General features: G+C 56.0%; 19 protein-coding genes and 1 tRNA gene. 5 read left to right on the plus strand and 15 right to left on the minus strand.

Going from position 1 to position 18,064, the window contains the following annotated elements:
• Window positions 1–31: 31 nt before the first annotated feature.
• Together DSM25558_RS04625 and pncB are read left to right on the plus strand one after the other, a co-directional pair.
• Window positions 32–391: a hypothetical protein gene (locus DSM25558_RS04625; RefSeq protein WP_077102219.1), complete on the plus strand. Its 360-nt coding sequence runs from the start codon at window positions 32–34 to the stop codon at window positions 389–391.
• Between the two features lie 158 nt (window positions 392–549).
• The gene (gene pncB, locus DSM25558_RS04630; protein WP_077102221.1) at window positions 550–1,854 is read left to right on the plus strand and encodes a nicotinate phosphoribosyltransferase; all 1,305 of its coding nucleotides are present in this window, start codon (window positions 550–552) and stop codon (window positions 1,852–1,854) included.
• Between the two features lie 31 nt (window positions 1,855–1,885).
• On the opposite strand, the gene DSM25558_RS04635 is transcribed toward pncB, so the two are convergent.
• A complete protein-coding gene (locus DSM25558_RS04635; protein ID WP_077102223.1) occupies window positions 1,886–3,283 on the minus strand; it encodes a leucyl aminopeptidase family protein in 1,398 nt (465 codons plus the stop codon).
• Window positions 3,284–3,423: 140 nt separating this feature from the next.
• Here DSM25558_RS04635 and DSM25558_RS04640 point away from each other — a divergent pair, with 140 nt between their 5' ends.
• Window positions 3,424–4,248 carry a tetratricopeptide repeat protein gene (locus DSM25558_RS04640; protein WP_077102225.1) on the plus strand — a complete coding sequence of 275 codons (825 nt, stop codon included), beginning with the start codon at window positions 3,424–3,426 and terminating at the stop codon, window positions 4,246–4,248.
• 61 nt (window positions 4,249–4,309) lie between these two features.
• Here DSM25558_RS04640 and DSM25558_RS04645 read toward each other — a convergent pair whose 3' ends face one another.
• The 10 genes from DSM25558_RS04645 to DSM25558_RS29210 all read right to left on the minus strand — a co-directional run bounded on the left by DSM25558_RS04645 (window position 4,310) and on the right by DSM25558_RS29210 (window position 13,765).
• Window positions 4,310–5,296 (minus strand): type II secretion system F family protein, encoded by a 987-nt coding sequence (locus DSM25558_RS04645; RefSeq protein ID WP_077102227.1) that lies wholly within the window; start codon window positions 5,294–5,296, stop codon window positions 4,310–4,312.
• Between the two features lie 11 nt (window positions 5,297–5,307).
• Window positions 5,308–6,312, minus strand: a complete 1,005-nt coding sequence (locus DSM25558_RS04650; RefSeq protein WP_077102229.1) for a type II secretion system F family protein — start codon at window positions 6,310–6,312, stop codon at window positions 5,308–5,310.
• Between the two features lie 71 nt (window positions 6,313–6,383).
• On the minus strand, window positions 6,384–7,856 hold the full coding sequence (locus DSM25558_RS04655) for a CpaF family protein (RefSeq protein WP_077102231.1): 1,473 nt from the start codon (window positions 7,854–7,856) through the stop codon (window positions 6,384–6,386).
• 39 nt (window positions 7,857–7,895) lie between these two features.
• The gene (locus DSM25558_RS04660) at window positions 7,896–9,185 is read right to left on the minus strand and encodes an AAA family ATPase (protein ID WP_077102233.1); all 1,290 of its coding nucleotides are present in this window, start codon (window positions 9,183–9,185) and stop codon (window positions 7,896–7,898) included.
• 37 nt (window positions 9,186–9,222) lie between these two features.
• Window positions 9,223–9,903, minus strand: coding sequence for a CpaD family pilus assembly protein (locus tag DSM25558_RS04665; protein ID WP_077102235.1), 681 nt, complete (start codon window positions 9,901–9,903; stop codon window positions 9,223–9,225).
• Between the two features lie 14 nt (window positions 9,904–9,917).
• Window positions 9,918–11,510: a type II and III secretion system protein family protein gene (locus DSM25558_RS04670; RefSeq protein ID WP_077102237.1), complete on the minus strand. Its 1,593-nt coding sequence runs from the start codon at window positions 11,508–11,510 to the stop codon at window positions 9,918–9,920.
• Window positions 11,507–12,316, minus strand: a complete 810-nt coding sequence (gene cpaB / locus DSM25558_RS04675; RefSeq protein ID WP_077102239.1) for a Flp pilus assembly protein CpaB — start codon at window positions 12,314–12,316, stop codon at window positions 11,507–11,509. The genes DSM25558_RS04670 and cpaB overlap by 4 nt, the downstream gene beginning before the upstream one ends.
• A gap of 129 nt (window positions 12,317–12,445) precedes the next feature.
• Window positions 12,446–12,958, minus strand: coding sequence for an A24 family peptidase (locus DSM25558_RS04680; RefSeq protein WP_077102241.1), 513 nt, complete (start codon window positions 12,956–12,958; stop codon window positions 12,446–12,448).
• An 88-nt stretch (window positions 12,959–13,046) separates the two neighbouring features.
• Window positions 13,047–13,235, minus strand: coding sequence for a Flp family type IVb pilin (locus DSM25558_RS04685; protein ID WP_077102243.1), 189 nt, complete (start codon window positions 13,233–13,235; stop codon window positions 13,047–13,049).
• A gap of 356 nt (window positions 13,236–13,591) precedes the next feature.
• Window positions 13,592–13,765 (minus strand): hypothetical protein, encoded by a 174-nt coding sequence (locus DSM25558_RS29210; RefSeq protein WP_244554115.1) that lies wholly within the window; start codon window positions 13,763–13,765, stop codon window positions 13,592–13,594.
• Here DSM25558_RS29210 and DSM25558_RS04690 point away from each other — a divergent pair.
• A complete protein-coding gene (locus DSM25558_RS04690) occupies window positions 13,731–14,072 on the plus strand; it encodes a pilus assembly protein N-terminal domain-containing protein (protein ID WP_143240021.1) in 342 nt (113 codons plus the stop codon). The two genes, DSM25558_RS29210 and DSM25558_RS04690, sit on opposite strands and share 35 nt — an antisense overlap.
• Before the next feature lie 168 nt (window positions 14,073–14,240).
• Here DSM25558_RS04690 and DSM25558_RS04695 read toward each other — a convergent pair.
• From DSM25558_RS04695 to DSM25558_RS04710, 4 genes are all read right to left on the minus strand, one after another.
• A tRNA-Leu gene (locus DSM25558_RS04695) sits at window positions 14,241–14,327 on the minus strand.
• 146 nt (window positions 14,328–14,473) lie between these two features.
• Window positions 14,474–14,785, minus strand: coding sequence for an Rdx family protein (locus DSM25558_RS04700; RefSeq protein WP_077102248.1), 312 nt, complete (start codon window positions 14,783–14,785; stop codon window positions 14,474–14,476).
• 87 nt (window positions 14,786–14,872) lie between these two features.
• Window positions 14,873–15,391, minus strand: a complete 519-nt coding sequence (locus tag DSM25558_RS04705; RefSeq protein WP_077102250.1) for a GNAT family N-acetyltransferase — start codon at window positions 15,389–15,391, stop codon at window positions 14,873–14,875.
• A gap of 18 nt (window positions 15,392–15,409) precedes the next feature.
• Window positions 15,410–15,988 carry a helix-turn-helix domain-containing protein gene (locus tag DSM25558_RS04710; RefSeq protein WP_077102252.1) on the minus strand — a complete coding sequence of 193 codons (579 nt, stop codon included), beginning with the start codon at window positions 15,986–15,988 and terminating at the stop codon, window positions 15,410–15,412.
• A gap of 198 nt (window positions 15,989–16,186) precedes the next feature.
• Between DSM25558_RS04710 and lepA the strand changes: the two genes are divergently transcribed.
• Entirely contained in the window at window positions 16,187–18,025 is a 1,839-nt protein-coding gene (gene lepA / locus DSM25558_RS04715) for a translation elongation factor 4 (protein ID WP_077102254.1), read from the plus strand.
• Window positions 18,026–18,064: the final 39 nt, after the last annotated feature.

Here is an 18,064-nt window from a genome sequence, read left to right on the forward strand (position 1 = left end):
CCAGAATGGAACTCACGGTAGGGCAACGCATATGTCACGACTAGCAACAGGCATCTCGACTCTATTTTTTGCCGGTCTTTTCGTGGTCACATCCGCTCAGGCGCAGACGGTCTATGAGAAAGGCTATAGGCCCGCCCCGGATGCCTATGCCAATCTTCCGGGTGTGAAAGATCCAAAGACGCTGCAACAAAAAGAGCGTTACACCTGCTACTCGACAACCGTGAACTCTGGTTATCCCGATGGGCCTTATCGCGATGTTTTTGGCAATCGCGGCTTACCGGTGCAGGGTTACCGCTGCTCGGGCTCGCCGGGGGTCTCGATCACGGGCACGCGCGTTCCCACGTCCAAAGACTGGTATCCCGGCATCAATCCGCCAGCTGTCGATTTTTGATTGGTCGGGCAGAACCGTCTTTGTCCGAACCGGTCTGGACTTGCCAAGGCTTTATCAGATAAGTCTTGTGTCAGGAGCGGATCAGGCTCCGGGAGGCTTCATGCCTTCTCAAATGCGCGGCGAAACCGGCTCTGCCGGTGCGGGGGATAGCAGCAGCAATGACGAAGACAGATATAGCGACCCGTGTGCACAACCACACCTGGAAGCTGGACCCGATCATTCGCAGCCTCATCGATACAGATTTCTACAAGCTGTTGATGTTGCAGATGATCTGGAAACTGTACCCGGATGTGAATGCGACATTTTCGCTAATCAATCGCACCAAGACCGTCAAGCTCGCCGATGAAATCGATGAGACCGAACTGCGCGAGCAGCTCGACCACGCCCGAACCTTGCGACTTTCCAAAAAGGAAAGAATCTGGTTGGCGGGTAATACATTTTACGGGCGCTCACAGATATTCGATCCGGAATTCCTGTCTTGGCTGGATAGCTATCAATTGCCGGAATACGAGCTGTTCAAACGTGATGGCCAGTATGAACTGAATTTCCACGGACGCTGGATGGACACGACGCTGTGGGAAATCCCGGCGCTCGCCATCATCAACGAGTTGCGGTCGCGCAGCGCCATGCGCTCTCTCGGCTACTTCACGCTCGATGTGCTCTATGCCCGCGCAAAAGCCAAGATGTGGGAAAAGGTGGAGCGCCTTCGCGAGCTGCCGGGCCTTCGCATTTCGGATTTCGGGACGCGCCGTCGACATAGCTTTTTATGGCAGCGCTGGTGCGTGGAAGCCTTGAAGGAAGGCATCGGCCCGGCCTTTACCGGCACCAGCAACGTGTTGCTGGCAATGGATTCGGACCTTGAGGCTGTCGGCACCAATGCGCATGAGTTGCCGATGGTCGTGGCCGCTCTGGCCCAAAATGACGAGGAACTGGCCGCAGCTCCTTATCAAGTGATGAAAGACTGGAACCGGCTCTATGGCGGCAACCTCTTGATCGTGCTTCCCGATGCGTTCGGAACCGCAGCCTTTCTGCGCAACGCACCGGAATGGGTGGCGGACTGGACAGGCTTCCGTCCCGACAGCGCGCCCCCGATAGAGGGTGGTGAAAAGATCATCGACTGGTGGCAGAAGGTGGGCCGTGACCCGAAAAAGAAGCTTCTGATCTTCTCAGATGGTCTTGATGTCGATGCCATCATCGACACCTACAAACATTTCGAAGGCCGTGTGCGGATGGGCTTCGGTTGGGGCACCAACCTGACGAACGACTTCGCAGGTTGCGCGCCAAAGACGATCGAGAGCCTGAAACCAATCTCGATCGTCTGCAAAGTCATCGATGCCAATGGCCGCCCGGCGGTAAAGCTTTCCGACAATCCGCAGAAAGCGACGGGAGAGCCGGAAGAGGTTCAGCGCTATCTGAAATTCTTCGGTCAGGAAGATCGCAAGGACCAGGACGTTCGGGTGTAAAGAGAGGGCGTTTATCGCCCCCGCGACAAGCTTACTTTTTCGCGAAGGTGCGCGAGATGTAGTGGAACAGCGCCCGGATGGCCTGCGCCTCGCCACCGATGGATGAGTGCGGGCGCTCGCTCAAGGACCAGCCATAAATATCGAAATGCGCCCACTTCTTCGTCTGCGTCACGAAACGCTTGAGGAAGAGAGCGGCCGTGATCGAACCTGCCATGCCACCGGCAGGGGCGTTGGTGATATCGGCTGCGCGCGAGCGGATATCCTTGTCGTAGCCCATATAGAGCGGCAGACGCCATAACGGGTCGTCCACATCCATACTGGCATCGGAAATGCTGTGGGCGAGGTCCTCGTCGTCGGTGAAGAATGGCGGCACGTCCGGACCGAGGGCGACACGGGCGGCACCCGTCAGCGTCGCCATATCGATCATCAGGTCCGGCGCATCTTCATCCGCATAGGCCAATGCGTCGGCCAAAACCAGGCGACCTTCGGCGTCCGTGTTGTCGATCTGGACCGTCAGGCCCTTGCGGCTCTGATAGATATCGCCCGGGCGGAAAGCGTTCGACGAGATGGAGTTTTCCACCGCGGGTATGATGACCCGCAGGTCGATGGGCAGACGCGCGTCCATGATCATGAGCGCCAGGCCGAGGACATTGGCGGCTCCGCCCATGTCCTTCTTCATCAGCGCCATAGAGGAGGAGGGCTTGATATCGAGGCCGCCGGTGTCGAAGCAAACACCCTTGCCGACGAGTGTCAGGCTTGGATTGCCCTTCTTGCCCCATGTCATTTCCAAAAGACGCGGTGCGCTTTCACTGGCGCGGCCAACGGCGTGAACCAATGGGAAGTTTTCTTTCAACAGGTCTTCACCGGCAATGACGGAGACCTGTGCTTTATAATGGGCGGCCAGACTGCGGAAAGCGATCTCCAGTTCGTCCGGGCCCATATCGTTTGCGGGAACATTGATCAGATCGCGCGCCAGATAGACACCGGCCAGAATCCGCTTGATTTCCGCATCTTCCGCGTCGCGCGGGATAAGGAGTTTCGCGCCATTGCTTTTCACGGTGCGATATTTGTCGAAACGGTAGGCACCAAGGCCAAAACCCAGCATCAGTCGATTGACGGTCAAAGGTGCCGTTTCGATATGCCAATCGCCCTCCGGCAATTCTCTCGCCAGTTTTCCGGTAATGAAAGGCAGCTCGGAAGGGTTCGTACCAAGGCCCAAAAGCGCGCCACCGAGAGCACCCTCTGCGGAAGGGATCAAAAGAAGAGCGCCCGCATCCGCCTTGAAGCCCGCTTTACGCGCCCAGTCCAGAGCAATCGGATCGATCGCACCCTGCTCGATATGGGCGGGTGTCACGGCAAAAACCGGCAGCGTCTTGCCTGCTTTGGAACTGAAATGCGTGGGGCGTTCGATAAATTGATAGGGAGGCATCAGGCTGCTTTCGTAAAGGTCCGGAATCGGCAAATTAACACTCTATTAGGGTTAACAGATTATTGCTGGAGCGAGGGTTGCGGCGAGGAAAATGCGTCGCGCCGCACATTTCGATTAAAACCCAGAGCCGGGGCAATGTCATGATTGCTGTTTCCAACATTTCAGCCCGCCAGAGGACTTTGCTTCGCGGCGTATGCGCAGCGGCGCTCGCCCTTGTTATTGCCGGATGCTCCACCAATAAACCGGATCGTATGTCGACGGGGTCCATCCCCGCAGTCTCTCATTCCTATGATCAGATGAACATGGAACAGTTGCGGCAGGCGGAAGCTTCCACCGGAAAGGCCTATGCCAGCAATCCGAAGGACCGCAATACCGGCCTCAACTACGCCAATCTGTTGATGATGACGGGCAAGAACAGCCAGGCACTTGCCGTCATGCAGCAAGTCGCGATCGCTTATCCGTCCGACCGCGAAGTGCTCGCATCCTACGGCAAGGCACAGGCCGCCGCCGGACAGTTGGAACAGGCGCTCAACACCATCAATCGCGCGCAGACACCGGACCGCCCGGACTGGCGTCTCTATTCTGCCGAAGGAGCCGTTCTGGACCAGCTGGGCCGATCGAGCGAAGCACGAGCCAAGTACCGTCAGGCGTTGGATTTGAAGCCCAACGATCCCACCATTCTGTCCAATCTCGGCATGTCCTACGTGCTTCAGAGCGACCCTCGCACAGCCGAAACCTACATGCGCTCTGCGGCCTCCCAGCCCGGTGCCGATAGCCGGATCAGGCAGAATCTCGCATTGGTGGTGGGCCTTCAAGGCCGTTTCGAAGAGGCGGAACGCATTGCCATGCAGGAACTGTCCGCCCAGCAGGCTCAGGCCAATCTGACCTATCTGAGAAGCATGCTGTCGCAGCAGAACGCGTGGTCGCAACTTTCCGACAAGAACAAGAAAACAGCCGCGAACTGATTGATGGATGCGAGATAAACGCAAGGCGGCCTTACCGGCCGCCTTTTTTCGTTTGAACGCCTTAGAACGAGTCGGATACCCGGATACCGGCAGGGCCGAGAATGACCGCGATCAGTACGGGCAGAAAGAACAGGATCATCGGCACAGTGAGTTTTGGCGGCAATGCCGATGCTTTCTTTTCCGCCTCATTCATACGCTCGTCACGGCCTTCCTGCGCCAGAACACGCAGCGCCTGAGCCAGGGGGGTACCGTAACGCTCCGCCTGAATAAGCGCCTGTACCACGCTTTTAACCCCTTCCAATTGCGTGCGAAGCCCGAGGTTTTCGAGGGCGGTACGCCTGTCCTGCAGGAACGAAAGTTCTGCCGTCGTCAGCACCATTTCCTCGGCGAGGGCAGGCGATTGGTCGGCCATTTCTTCGGCAACACGACGCATGGCGGCTTCCATGGACACACCGGATTCGACGCAGATCAGCATCAGGTCCAAGGCATCAGGCCATGCGCGTTTGATGGATTTCTGGCGCTTGGACATCTGGTTGGAAACAAAGATATTCGGCGCGTAAAAGCCCAGGTAACCAACGACGAGAACGACCATCAGGCGTACGCCGAAGGGTCTCTCAGGCAAGTTTCCCATGACGAAAACCCACAAAAAGGCCAGTGTCAGAAAGACGAATGGAAGAATAAACCGTGCGGCCAGAAACGTGTTCAGCGCGTTCTGCGATCTATAGCCGGCAGCTCGCAGTTTGTTGACGGTATTCGCGTCGATGAGAGCCTCACGCAGGTTGAAGCGCTCGACGATCCGCGTCGCCGATTTGTTGTTGGTGGCGCGCAGCGATGTCTTGCTGCCCTTGGCGACCTCGTTCATGCGGTCGCGTTCCCGGCTTCTGATCTGGTCTCGCTCTGTGGACACAGCCTTCATGCGCTTATCGAGATCGCCCTTTTCGAAATAGGGAATGGCGAGCGTATAAAAAGTCGCAAACACGGCGACGGAAACGAGAATGGCGATGATGAGGTGCGGGTTGGTCATGCTGGATATGAGTTCTTGCGACATGCTTTTTCGCCTCAAATATCGAAGTTGATCATCTGGCGCATGACGACGATACCGATGGACATCCAGATTGCCGAGGCACCCAGAATGAGATGGCCACGCGGATCGGTAAACAGCACCATGATGTAGTCCGGCGAGGTGAGATAGACGAGCGTCGCTACGATGAAGGGAAGAGCACCGATGATGACGGCGGATGCTTTTGCCTCCATCGAAAGAGCGGCCACCTTGGCCTTCATCTTGCGCCGTTCCCGCAGCACCTTGGAAAGGTTGGCCAGCGCTTCGGAAAGGTTGCCGCCGGCCTGTGCCTGAATGGTGATGACGGTGCCAAAGAAATTCACCTCAGGCAAAGGCATGGTCAGCATCATGCGGTTGATCCCTTCCGGGATGCTCATGCCCACCTGTTGTGCTTCAACGACCCGCTGAAACTCGCTTTTGATCGGCTCCTGTCCATCAGACGCAATCAGCCGAACGGAATCATTCAGTGGCAGGCCGGATTTGATGGAGCGGTACATGACATCGAGCGCATTCGGAAACTCTTCAAGAAACTTGTTCTGCCGTCGTTTTACGAGAAATCCAAGCACCCAACGCGGCAGACCGAGTGCGCCGACGATGCTCCCGCCCAGTGCCAGCAGAAGAGGTGCGCCGTAAAGCAGGGCAACCAGAAACACCGCAAGCCCCATGCCCCCACTGATCAGATGGAATTTTCGCACAGACATGGTCAGGCCAGCCTGAACGAGCCTGCCACGCACAGTTTTGTCTTTTCTGTCCTTGTTCTTTTCTGTCTGCTTTTTTTCAAGATCCTTCAGATTGTCCTGTACGGACTTTCGCCGCTTGCTGAGCTCCTGCACGCGGTCGCGTGCGATCTTGATCTTCTCTTTGTCGGTTTCCGCCGCCTTCACACGGCTGACACGGCTTGCGGTTTTCTTCTCGACCTCAATCTGCGGGAACAGGAAGACATAGGCCATCGCTCCTGCCGAAACGGCGACGAGGATCACAAGCAGCATCACCGTCATGTTCATTTGCTATTCCGCCTTTGGCCTGAGAGCGACGACGTCTTCGCGACGTCCGAAGAGCGCTCCCACTCACTACTTTATTGAGACTTGCTTTCCATTTCATCGAGCGCTGCGGCAAGTCGCTTTTCCTCGTTGAAATAGCGCGCGCGATCCCAGAAATGCGGTTTGGTTATACCGGTCGAGACGTGACGGCCGATGATCCGGCCATTGGCATCTTCTCCGTCCATTTCATAACGCATCAGATCCTGAGTGATGATCACGTCGCCTTCCATGCCGAGCACCTCTGTCACCTGCGTGATACGGCGTGAGCCGTCCCGAAGGCGCGCAGCCTGAATGACGATGTCCACGGACGAGGAAATGATTTCCCGCACGGTTTTTGCAGGCAGGGTGAAACCGCCCATGGCAATCATCGATTCCATTCGGCTCAAACACTCACGCGGCGTGTTGGCGTGGATCGTCCCCATGGAGCCATCGTGACCGGTGTTCATGGCCTGCAACAGGTCAAAAACCTCCGGTCCGCGCACTTCGCCGACGATGATGCGTTCCGGGCGCATACGCAGGCAGTTCTTGACGAGATCACGCATGGTGATTTCGCCTTCGCCTTCGATATTTGGCGGACGCGTTTCCAGGCGCACCACATGTGGCTGCTGAAGCTGGAGCTCGGCGGTGTCTTCGCAGGTAATGATGCGTTCGGTCTTGTCGATGTAACTCGTCAGGCAGTTGAGAAGTGTCGTCTTACCAGAACCCGTGCCGCCGGAGATGACCACGTTGCAGCGAACGCGCCCGATGATTTGCAGCAGCACTGCACCCTCGGGCGTGATCGCACCGAAGCGTACCAGCTGGTCGAGCGTCAGCTTGTCCTTCTTGAATTTTCGGATCGTCAGCGCGGGGCCATCAATCGCAAGTGGTGGTGCGATGACGTTGACACGCGAACCGTCCGGAAGGCGGGCGTCGCAAATCGGGCTCGATTCATCCACGCGACGCCCGACCTGGCTGACGATGCGCTGGCAGATCGACAGAAGCTGGCTGTTGTCACGGAACCGAATGTCGGATTCGATGGTCTTGCCGCCGACTTCAATGAAAACCTGGCCGGAGCCATTGACCATGATATCGGCAATGTCGTCGCGAGCCAGAAGTGGCTCCAGCGGACCATAACCCAGAACGTCGTTGCAGATGTCTTCCAGCAGCTCTTCCTGCTCGGAAATCGACATCGCGAAATTCTTGATCGTGATGATATCATTGACGATATCGCGAATTTCCTCGCGCGCGCTTTCGGTGTCCAGCTTGGCGAGCTGTGATAGATCGATGGTGTCGATCAGCGCAGAAAACACCTGCGCCTTGGTCTGGTAATAGTCATCTGTCCGTGTACGCTTGCGCGGCTGGGGTGCCGCTGGACTTGAGGACGCCGCGGCTGGAGGCGGCGCAAGAACCAGCGTGTCTGCCGCATCCAGACGTGGTGTTGCCATAGCAGGCGACGGGGCAGGGATGGATGCCACCTGTCCGGTATTCTGGCTTTTTGAAAAGCCCTCGTTGCCGCGTTTTCCGAACATTTGTTTCTTTCGGTATTTCGCTAGAGGCGCGAGACGCGCTTACTTGCGTTTGATCAAGTCCATGAATTTGCCAAGGCTTGCACGTTTCGCTTTACGAACGGAGGATCGACCCGTCACGATGTGAGCGATCTGCGAGAAGGTTTCGGCAATGGGAGATTTCGCATCGATTTCACTGATCATGCGCCCGCTGTTGGCCGCATTGCCAAACAGCTGCACATCAAAGGGAATAATGGCGATGGGCTCTATTTCCAACGGCTCGAAGAAATCCGCAGGCGCAATCTCAGGGCGCTTCAGCATGCCGACCTGGTTGAGCACCAGATGCGGAACCTTGTCATTGGGTCTCAGCTTCTTCAGCGCATCCAGCAGGTTTTTGGTGTTTCTGAGATTGGCAAGATCCGGTACAGCCGTAATCACCACTTCGTCCGCCGCTGCAAGCACGGTCTGCGTCCAGTCCGACCAGATATGGGGAACGTCCAGAACGGCCACGGGTGTGCTGCGTTGAAGAAGATCGAGCAGAGGCTGAAATGCAAGACGCTCGAAATCGTAAGGCCTGTCCAGAAGGGATGGGGCGGCAAGCAGGGAAAGATGCTGGGAACATTTGGTCAATAGACGATCAAGAAACACCTCGTCCAGACGCTCCGGTGCATACACAGCTTCCGCGATACCCTGCGCCGGGTCCTGATCGAAATCGATATTTGCGGTACCGAAAGGCAGGTCGAGATCGGCCAATATGGTCTCGGTCGAAAACAGGCTGGAAATGCCGAAGGCGCAATTGTGGGCAATGGTGGAGGAGCCGACACCGCCTTTGGCACCGATGAAAGCGATGTTGCGGCCCAGGGGCTCTGCCTCGGGATCAACGAAAATTGCGGAGATTGACGCCAGCAAATCCGGCATTTTGACGGGCGCAACCAGATATTCCGAAATACCATTGCGGATAAGGTCGCGGTACAACGCGATATCGTTGTGGCGACCGATAATGATGACGCGGGTGGTTGGATCACAGACTTCCGCAAGCGGTGCCAGGTCGTTCAGCAGATTGGATGGCTCGCGCGCCGTTTCGAGGATGATCAGGTTGGGCGTCGGGCTGGAAGAAAACATGGTCGCGGCGGCTTCGACTTCGCCATTGGTAACACGCAGGCTGACCTTGTTCATACGACGGTCGCCGGACAGACGTTCCATCAGGCGCTGCATGCCCTCACTTTCGCAAAAGGCATGGATAGAAATGCGCGGCAGTGGCCGCAGATCATCCAGATCTCCCACGCGCAAAGGCTCTTCGGAGTAGAGTTCGTCCGGATTTGCGGGTTGAATATCGTAGTTTACCGGGCTCATTGTGTTTCCTGTTGCCGCATGCGTTGCGTGCTGGACGTCATTCTGTGGTTGCCGTGGTCTTGCCTGCACGATAGTTGCCGATCACCGCGGAGCGTCGTTCCGCATCGATCGGGCTCATGCCGCGCGGTCCGACGAGGTCCATGGGATTGGCGATCTGCGCAGCCAGATTGTTTTGAGAGGCGCAGCCGAAATTGTACCAGTTCTTGTTGGAATACGTGTTGTCGGACAGGTCTTCCGGCCATTGTCCGCACTGCCCCGTCATCGCGGTAACGGCAATGTAGCTCAGGCGGATCGGAGCCGCATCGCCCGAAGGTGCCGCGCGGTAGGGCGTTTCCACGATCTTTGCCGCTGGTATGCCTGACGATGCAAGAGTGGCGCGGATCTGACGTTTGAGGATGGACGCCGCAACGGAATTCGCAGACCCCGTCGGCACCTGAATTTGAACAACACCTGATGATGTCGCGGCATAGCTTTGAGCAAAGCCCTTGATGTTGTCGGCCATGCCCACGGTCAGGCGATTGTCGCCCGCAGACACCGGGATATCGAGCGAATGCTGCGCTTCGGAAAGCGTGATCGGGTGGCGAGTGCGGTAGTCGTCAGGAATGGCACCCGTCGACATCGGGTCGCGCGCGCAGCTTTGCGCCAGTGCGGCAGTCGTCAACAGCGCGAGAACAAGTCCGGTTCGACGGATGGAAGGACGGTGGGCGATCGGTTTCATCTGATGTATCTTTGTCATTTGTAGATAAACCCTACCGAGCCCTGATATGGCTGTGTGTGAGCCTGTTGCTTGTTGCCGTAGACCTTGTTCACCCGGTTCATGAAATACATGGCGGCATCATTGTCCGGGTTGAAATTATCGTCCGGTCGCGCAATTTCGTTTCGCGAAACGGGGCGAACGAGATAGGGCGTGGCGATGATGACCAGTTCGGTTTCGTTGCGAATGAAGTCCTTGCTGCGAAACAGCGTTCCGATAACAGGTACCTTGGAAACACCCGGTATGCCGGACATTGCCTGGCGCACATTGTCCTGCACCAGACCGGCAATGACGATGGAACCGCCCGATGGAAGTTCCACACTCGTCGAGGCTTCGCGCTTGCGGATCGACAGATAAGTGCTGCCGGGAACGCTGATGCTGCTACCGTTTCCGGTCACGGCGCTACCCTCATAGGTAGGCTCCGAGACATTTGTTTCAATTTTCAAACTGATGCGGCCGGGCGACAGAACCACGGGCCGAAAATTCAGCTCGATGCCGTAGTTCACGGTGTCAGTGGTACGTGTAACAGTTGGTCTTCCAGTGGTGTCATCGATGGCCACCTCCTGCTCTGCAGGCAGGCGGAATTCGCCGCCGACGTAGAATTTCGCTTGCTCGCCTGAAATGGCGGTGAGGCTAGGCTCAGCCAGCGTTCGCATCACGCCGGCCTGTTCCATGGCATTGAAATAGCTACCGAGGGTCAACTTGCCGATGCTGCCGGCAATGTTTCCGGTACCTGCAAGCCCGATTGCATTGCCAAGGTTCGACGGGTTGGAGAACGAGATGCGCCCGCCCAAATCACTACCCGAGCCGCTGATGGAGCCGTTAAAGCCGAGCTGTTTCAGAACCTGTCGGCTGACCTCGGCAACGGTAACCTTCAACGTCACCTGATCTTCACCCTCGATCGTCAGCATATTGACGATGGATGATTGCTGACGGTCTTCGGCAAAGATGGCAACGGCACCGTCACCATTGCTCTGGCTGGTTTCGGTAATGTTGCGTGTGGTCGCCTCACCACCCTTCAAGAAGGCGGATGCCAATTGAACGGCACGCGCCGAATCCTGTGGCGTACGGACCGTCCCCGAAAGAACGATGTTATCAGAGACGATTTCGACGCGAATATCCGATTCCGGAATAAATCGGCGCAAATTGGCTTGGAGACCGGAAATATCGCGTTCGACTTCCAGATCGAGGCTGACGATTTCCTGTCCCTGATCACCGAAGATGAAAATATTCGTCTGGCCGACCGCCTTGCCGAACAGATAGATCCGTCGCGAACTGCGCGTTACGGCATCGGCCATGCTGGGGTCGGCAACCAGAATATCATGCGCATCCTGGGGCAGGTCGATCACCAGCGCTTTGTTTAAGCCCAGCTTCAACCGCTTGCGAACACCTTGACCGCTTTCGTTGATCCGCACGATGCTCGCGCTTTGTGCCAGCGCCTCATGCGTTGAAAATCCGAAAGGTGCGTTCATTCCAGGAAAGCCGGAAAATGCGATGCAAAACGCCACTCCGCCTGTGACGGAGGAGCGCATCGTTTTTTTCAGGCCGGTGAGTGCGTGAAATCTGGTCATTGTGACGACCCTCCTTGTCCATCCCGGACAATCGAGCCGGATTTGATCACCTGAATTGCCGGTCGTCCCGAGCCACCGCTCAAGAGATAATTGGCCGATGTCGTGTCGCTGTCCTGAGCATCGGCAACCGAGCGCAGGGAAAGCGTCAAACGGTCCGCCATCTGCTGCGCGACAATCATGATTTTCGCTTGCTCGGGCGTCAGCTCCAGCGTCGCAGTTGCACCAACGACAGCGGTCGTGCCGTCTTCGCCTTCCTTGATCTGCTGGTCGATGGCGAGAACACGGACATTGTTGAGAACGTTTTCAGTCAGGAAGCTTCCCGCATCGCCCTTACGAACCATGATCACGTCAACGCGGTCATTGGGCAACACGAAGCCGCCAGCACCCGTGGCGACGGAAATTTCGGTGGCGACGGCGCGCATGCCCGCTGGCAAAAGAGCAGACATGATGCGTGTGCTGGAATCGACCACTTTCTCTGGCCGCAGCGGCTCGCCCTCGAACAAAGGCAGGCGCACAACAGAGCCTGTGAGTTCGGTTATGGCGTCGGGCCGTTTGGTTTCGGTCACGAAATTGTCGTTGATGCTGCCCTGCGGCCACGCGGCCCACCGAACGGAATCCGCGCTCAGGCGGCTTCCCACCGGCAGATTGACCGAGGAAACCAGCACGTTGACCGTCGGCTCTTTCTGGATGATGGCTTCCGCCTGTTCGACGACCTGCTGAGGGCCGCCAAGCTGCATCGCCAGCAAACCGGCAAGACCGGCGGCAACGACAGCAACGGAAAGTATGATGACACGCGACGGCTTCATGCTAGGCCCTTGAAAGAGTCAGAATCTCTGATCTGAACCTTGGCCCGCCATTGGTGTAATTATGGTTAATAAAATCTGTCGCATCGTGGTTAATGAGAAATAAACAACACGATTATTGGAAATGCGACTTCAAAGCATGTGCTGCATGGCGAGTTGCACGATGGGTGCTTCGGGGTAAGTCAGAAGGCCAGCAATCGCGATGGCGATGCCGTAGGGAATTTTTTTTGCGACGAGCAAGGAGTCGGGGATGGGCAAACCGCTTGCCATGATTTCTTGATGGTAAGAGCGTATGAATAAAATGCCAATCGTCAGGACGCCGCCAATAATCGCTACTGCAATCATATAGGCCGCAAGCTGCGTATTGAAACCAAACCATACAGCAGATGCGGTCAAAAGCTTCGCATCTCCGCCGCCCATAGTGTTCAGAGCAAAAAGGCCAAAGCTACAAATAAAAATCAAAAGTCCAGCCAAAAGACTTAAGGCCAGAGTTTGCAAATTCATTCCGCTGAACGGGGCGACGATCAAAAAAGAGCCGAGTAGAATTGCTGATATCCGGTTAGGTATCGTCATTGTGAAAAGGTCGTTAAATGCGGCAAACGCTAGGCATAGTGGCAGTATGAGGAAGACTGCAGCGATGACCATGTCTTCGTCCCTTACACCCAGTACAAGCTCGTTTGTTAGGATACGCCGCTCGAATAGCGACGTACCAGATCAAATTTAAAAATGATTTTTAGTTGGTCGCTGACGGCATATTCGCGTTGAGACGGAGGCCTAGATTGGTAAACATTGTACCAAGCTTTGTGCCGACTGACGAAGCACCAGTGATAATTGCAACGGAAATCAGGGCTGCGATCAAGCCGTATTCGATGGCGGTCGCGCCGGACTCGTCTTTCATGAAGCGAGCGAAAATGTTTGTCATGCGGGTTCTCCTAAACTCTTCGTTTGTTGTTCAGCACGCCGACAACTGTTTTCCGTTGTTCGGTTGAGCTCAAATTACAGAAGGTCGATTTCCAACGACTTAAAAAATCTCGTTAAAAATGCGTTAATGGAGGGTGAAATCGAGCATAGTAAACAATAAATCAAAGTAGAAATTCAATATTTATACACCGTCTCGAATCCTTATTCCCCTAATGTTGCCAGGCGCTATTATTGCTTCGAATGCGTTCGAAAACGGTGCATTTTCCTGTTCTATTATGGCGCATGGCTTGAAATGGCTCATCGATATGTGCCGTACCTTATCGGCGTGATGCCATAATAGGATTCATACTTAACGCTTCATTCACCAATGCCGCGCATGGTGACTTTGATCAGGTGCGTAACGAGTGAACCAAGGCTGCCCATATCCATGCTGTCCGTTTCTATAGCGAGAATTGCTGCGACCTTGACGGTGCTTATCGCAACGTCAGTACCGATTATGGCTGCAGACAGCGATATGTTGCGCGTGTCCATGAACCACGCGCGCGTCCTGAAACTTGATCGCCCCGTCAGCAAAGTCATCATCGGCAACTCAAAAGTTGCGGACGCGACAGTTGCAGACGCCACCACCATCGTCCTCACCGGTCGCAGTTTCGGCACGACGAATCTGGTGCTTCTGGACGCTGAAGGCAACGCCATCGTCGATGAGCGGGTGCTAGTATCGATCGATGAAGGCAACACGGTCCGCGTTTTCCGTCAGACAGCCCGCACGGTTCTGTCCTGCACACCGAATTGCGAAGAACACTCCCCCAACGAAGGCGCAGCCGCCAGCGGTCAGTGATATCTGCTAGCGTCTTCTGGATGTTGGAGGTCATCGTGCGAGGCTGTATCAACAGTCAAATGCAAGCGCTGAAACGCAAATACGCAACACTCAATCGCCCTAAGGGCGATTCTTTTTTATATGAAATTTTCAGGTAAGTTATTGATCTGGCTAAGATCAAAAATGGAATGGTGCCCAGAAGAGGACTCGAACCTCCACACCCTTTCGAGTACCAGCACCTGAAGCTGGCGCGTCTACCAATTCCGCCATCTGGGCGACGAGGAGCGATGTACGGGGACAGCCGTCTGGTGTCAACAGCCATTTTTAAGTTTTGTGACGATCTTTGATTTTTCGCCAAAAAAATCGAAACCGTCATCCGCGCATGCGTTGGCTGAGCCTCGATTGACATCTGAAAGCAAGAATCAGCTATCCAGCCCTTCGTTCTTGGAGCGATCCAAGTGGCCGAGGTCTCGGTCGGGGTCGATGATATCTCGTACGCGTTGTTTGAGCTCTTTGGGTCCGGGGAAGCCGCCGTCGCGTTTGCGTTCCCAGATCACGTGACCGTCCACCAGGATTTCGAAACGTCCGCCTGTGGCGGGCACGAGCGACACTTCTCCAAGACTATCGGAGAAGGTCTGCAGCAACTCCTGCGCCATCCACGATGAGCGCAGGAGCCAATTGCATTGGGTGCAATAAATGATGGAAATGCGTGGCTTGGCTATTGCGTCTGTCATTGGGACCCTCATCGTTTGTCTGTTTGAAACGATCAGGGCATGTTTCTTCAGCAAACAGATGTTTGCAAGTGTTGATATCTGGGAGTGCTAGCCGATCCGTTTGTAAAACCATGTCGTGTTGCAATAACGACCATCGGGATGCATCGCATAGTCTGGAATGACACCCACACGCTCCCAACCAAATCGAGGGTATATAGCTTCCGCTTCGCTACCGGTCGCCGTATCTAGGACCAGAAGCGTCCTGCCGAGGCGGGCGGCCTCGGCTTCCACGCGGTCCATCAGTTTGCGCGAAAGACCAAGCCCGCGAGCGGAGCGATGAACCAGAAGTTTCATCAGGTCGCCCCGGTGCGGCTGGTTGGGTTTGGAGGAAAGTCCCACCTGCACGGTGCCAACGATTTTGCCATCCACTTCTGCCACCACATGGATCGTGTTGCCTATGTCTACATTCTTCGCGACGTCTTGCCAGAAGTCTGTCGCGTCCGCTGGTGTGAAGGGCAAGATGAAGCCCACAGATGCGCCGCCATTGACGCAGTCGGATAAAATTTCGCAAAGATCTGATAGGGCCGACAAGGTTTCCTCGCCGTTCAGCATGCGGATAACAGTCATTTAAAACTCCAGAAAATGTCAGCGCTTGCGCTGGTCCAGCACCACCGCATAGCGGGCGGGGACGTCAGAGGGGTTGTGGAATGTGTGTCCGTCGCCAACCGGCATGAACAGGCAGTCGCCTGAGGTCATCCGGTGTACCTGATTGCCCGTTGTCATCTCAAGGTTTCCCTCAAGCAGCCAAACATACTGCGTCATGCTCTGGCTTGCAGCATGCGGTGGAAAGCTGACCTTGGCACGGGCCGGAAGATTCACTTCGACAATATCGACGTCGGAACCGACACGGGGAGGCGAGACCGCACGTCGCACGTAGCCGGTATCAGGGTCCTGCCACGTCTGTTGGTCCTGTTTCTTGACCAGTGGCGAGATCGCATCTTCGTTCTCGGCAAAGAAGCCTGAAAGTGAGAGCCCAAGTGCAGCGCAAATCCGCGCCAGAAGCGCTGCGGTTGGGCTGGCTTCGCCGCGCTCTATGCGCGAAATCATGGCGCGGCTAACCCCGGAGGCGCTGGCGAGTTGGTCGAGCGTCAGATTGCCTTGCATTCGCAGATGTTTGATGCGTTCAGCAATGGAGCGTTCAAAAGTGACAGTTTCATTTTCCATTATGCGAGAATAATAATCTCTGATGATGGAGTCAATATTCACAATGATGGAAATTGCGGTCTAAAAGACCAGAATTCGGTGCCGCAATCGACGATATGCCTCATCTCGTTGCCACGCGCGCTTGGTTGCTGGTTGAAAAAGCCCAACTTAAAAGGCTTTTAACCAAATTCCCGCTTTTCCAGCGCAAAGGCCCCTGCTATAGCGCGGGGCATGAGCACAAATTCGACCCGCACCCCGCTTGACCATATCCGCAACTTTTCCATCGTTGCCCATATCGACCATGGCAAATCGACGCTAGCCGACCGGTTGATCCAGTCGACGGGCGGCCTTGCCGAGCGCGACATGTCCGAGCAGGTGCTCGACAATATGGATATCGAGCGCGAACGCGGCATCACCATCAAGGCACAGACCGTGCGCCTGCATTACAAGGCGAATAACGGCGAAATCTATGTGCTGAACCTCATCGACACCCCCGGCCACGTCGATTTCGCTTATGAAGTGTCCCGCTCGCTGTCGGCCTGCGAAGGCTCGCTGCTGGTGGTGGATGCCTCTCAAGGCGTGGAAGCACAGACGCTGGCCAATGTCTATCAGGCCATTGATAACGACCACGAGATCGTCACGGTTCTGAACAAGATCGACCTGCCCGCCGCCGAACCGGACCGCATTCGCGAGCAGATCGAGGAAGTCATCGGCATCGATGCGTCTCAGGCCGTTCTGATTTCGGCAAAGACTGGCCTCGGTATTCCCGACGTTCTGGAAGCCATCGTGCACCAATTGCCGCCGCCAAAGAGCGAGCTTGGCGAGAAGGGTCCGTTGAAGGCCCTGCTGGTCGATAGCTGGTACGATACCTATCTCGGCGTCATGGTTCTGGTGCGCGTTCTTGATGGCGTGCTGACCAAGGGCCAGACCATCCGCATGATGGGCACGGACGCGAAATATCAGGTGGAACGCGTCGGCGTTCTCACACCGAAAATGGTAGCTGTCGATAGCCTCGGCCCTGGCGAAATCGGTTTCATCACCGGCTCGATCAAGGAAGTGGCCGATACTCGCGTCGGCGATACCATCACAGAAGACAAGCGCCCCACCGCTCAGGCGCTGCCAGGCTTCAAGCCTGCGCAGCCCGTGGTATTCTGCGGCCTGTTCCCGGTCGATGCCGCCGATTTCGAAGATCTGCGCGCCGCCATGGGCAAGCTTCGCCTCAACGACGCCTCCTTCTCCTTCGAAATGGAATCGTCTGCCGCTCTGGGCTTCGGTTTCCGCTGCGGCTTCCTCGGCCTGCTTCATCTGGAAATCATTCAGGAACGCCTCGAGCGCGAATTCGATCTCGACCTCATCGCGACCGCCCCTTCGGTGGTTTATCAGTTGACGATGACCGATGGCTCCGAGCGCGAGCTGCATAACCCGGCTGACATGCCCGATGTTGTCAAGATTTCCGAAATCCGCGAGCCGTGGATCAAGGCGACTATCCTGACGCCTGATGATTATCTCGGCGGTATCCTGAAACTCTGTCAGGACCGTCGCGGCGTCCAGACCGAACTCACCTATGTCGGCAAGCGCGCCATGCTCACCTATGAGCTGCCGCTCAACGAAGTCGTGTTCGACTTCTACGACCGCCTGAAATCCATCTCCAAGGGTTATGCCTCCTTCGATTATCATCTCGATGGTTACCGCGAAGGCAACCTCGTGAAGATGTCGATCATGGTCAATGGCGAACCCGTGGATGCGCTCTCTATGCTGGTGCACCGTACCGCTGCCGACAAGCGCGGCCGCGACATGTGCGAGAAGCTGAAAGACCTCATCCCACGCCACATGTTCAAGATCCCGATTCAAGCGGCCATCGGCGGCAACGTCATCGCGCGTGAAACGATCTCAGCCATGCGCAAGGACGTAACCGCCAAGTGCTACGGCGGCGATGCCACCCGCAAGCGCAAACTTCTGGACAAGCAGAAGGAAGGCAAGAAGCGCATGCGCCAGTTCGGCAAGGTAGACATTCCACAGGAAGCGTTTATCGCCGCACTGAAGATGAGCGACGATTGATCTTGCCTTCAGGCTTGATGCGTATAGACTATGCGCATC

The organism is Agrobacterium sp. DSM 25558, assembly GCF_900100825.1.
In the GTDB taxonomy this organism is placed as follows: Bacteria; Pseudomonadota; Alphaproteobacteria; order Rhizobiales; family Rhizobiaceae; genus Agrobacterium.

Coding starts and splice junctions, on each gene's coding strand:
- DSM25558_RS04700 (WP_077102248.1), bottom strand. CDS start 14,785: ATGACAGACGCAATAGCCAAGCCACGCATTTCCATCATTTATTGCACC.
- DSM25558_RS04625 (WP_077102219.1), top strand. CDS start 32: ATGTCACGACTAGCAACAGGCATCTCGACTCTATTTTTTGCCGGTCTT.
- DSM25558_RS04690 (WP_143240021.1), top strand. CDS start 13,731: ATGGCTGCAGACAGCGATATGTTGCGCGTGTCCATGAACCACGCGCGC.
- DSM25558_RS04635 (WP_077102223.1), bottom strand. CDS start 3,283: ATGCCTCCCTATCAATTTATCGAACGCCCCACGCATTTCAGTTCCAAA.
- DSM25558_RS29210 (WP_244554115.1), bottom strand. CDS start 13,765: ATGGACACGCGCAACATATCGCTGTCTGCAGCCATAATCGGTACTGAC.
- DSM25558_RS04670 (WP_077102237.1), bottom strand. CDS start 11,510: ATGACCAGATTTCACGCACTCACCGGCCTGAAAAAAACGATGCGCTCC.
- pncB (WP_077102221.1), top strand. CDS start 550: ATGACGAAGACAGATATAGCGACCCGTGTGCACAACCACACCTGGAAG.
- DSM25558_RS04685 (WP_077102243.1), bottom strand. CDS start 13,235: ATGACAAACATTTTCGCTCGCTTCATGAAAGACGAGTCCGGCGCGACC.
- DSM25558_RS04710 (WP_077102252.1), bottom strand. CDS start 15,988: ATGGAAAATGAAACTGTCACTTTTGAACGCTCCATTGCTGAACGCATC.
- DSM25558_RS04660 (WP_077102233.1), bottom strand. CDS start 9,185: ATGAGCCCGGTAAACTACGATATTCAACCCGCAAATCCGGACGAACTC.
- DSM25558_RS04640 (WP_077102225.1), top strand. CDS start 3,424: ATGATTGCTGTTTCCAACATTTCAGCCCGCCAGAGGACTTTGCTTCGC.
- DSM25558_RS04645 (WP_077102227.1), bottom strand. CDS start 5,296: ATGTCGCAAGAACTCATATCCAGCATGACCAACCCGCACCTCATCATC.
- DSM25558_RS04665 (WP_077102235.1), bottom strand. CDS start 9,903: ATGAAACCGATCGCCCACCGTCCTTCCATCCGTCGAACCGGACTTGTT.
- cpaB (WP_077102239.1), bottom strand. CDS start 12,316: ATGAAGCCGTCGCGTGTCATCATACTTTCCGTTGCTGTCGTTGCCGCC.
- DSM25558_RS04680 (WP_077102241.1), bottom strand. CDS start 12,958: ATGGTCATCGCTGCAGTCTTCCTCATACTGCCACTATGCCTAGCGTTT.
- DSM25558_RS04705 (WP_077102250.1), bottom strand. CDS start 15,391: ATGACTGTTATCCGCATGCTGAACGGCGAGGAAACCTTGTCGGCCCTA.
- DSM25558_RS04655 (WP_077102231.1), bottom strand. CDS start 7,856: ATGTTCGGAAAACGCGGCAACGAGGGCTTTTCAAAAAGCCAGAATACC.
- DSM25558_RS04650 (WP_077102229.1), bottom strand. CDS start 6,312: ATGAACATGACGGTGATGCTGCTTGTGATCCTCGTCGCCGTTTCGGCA.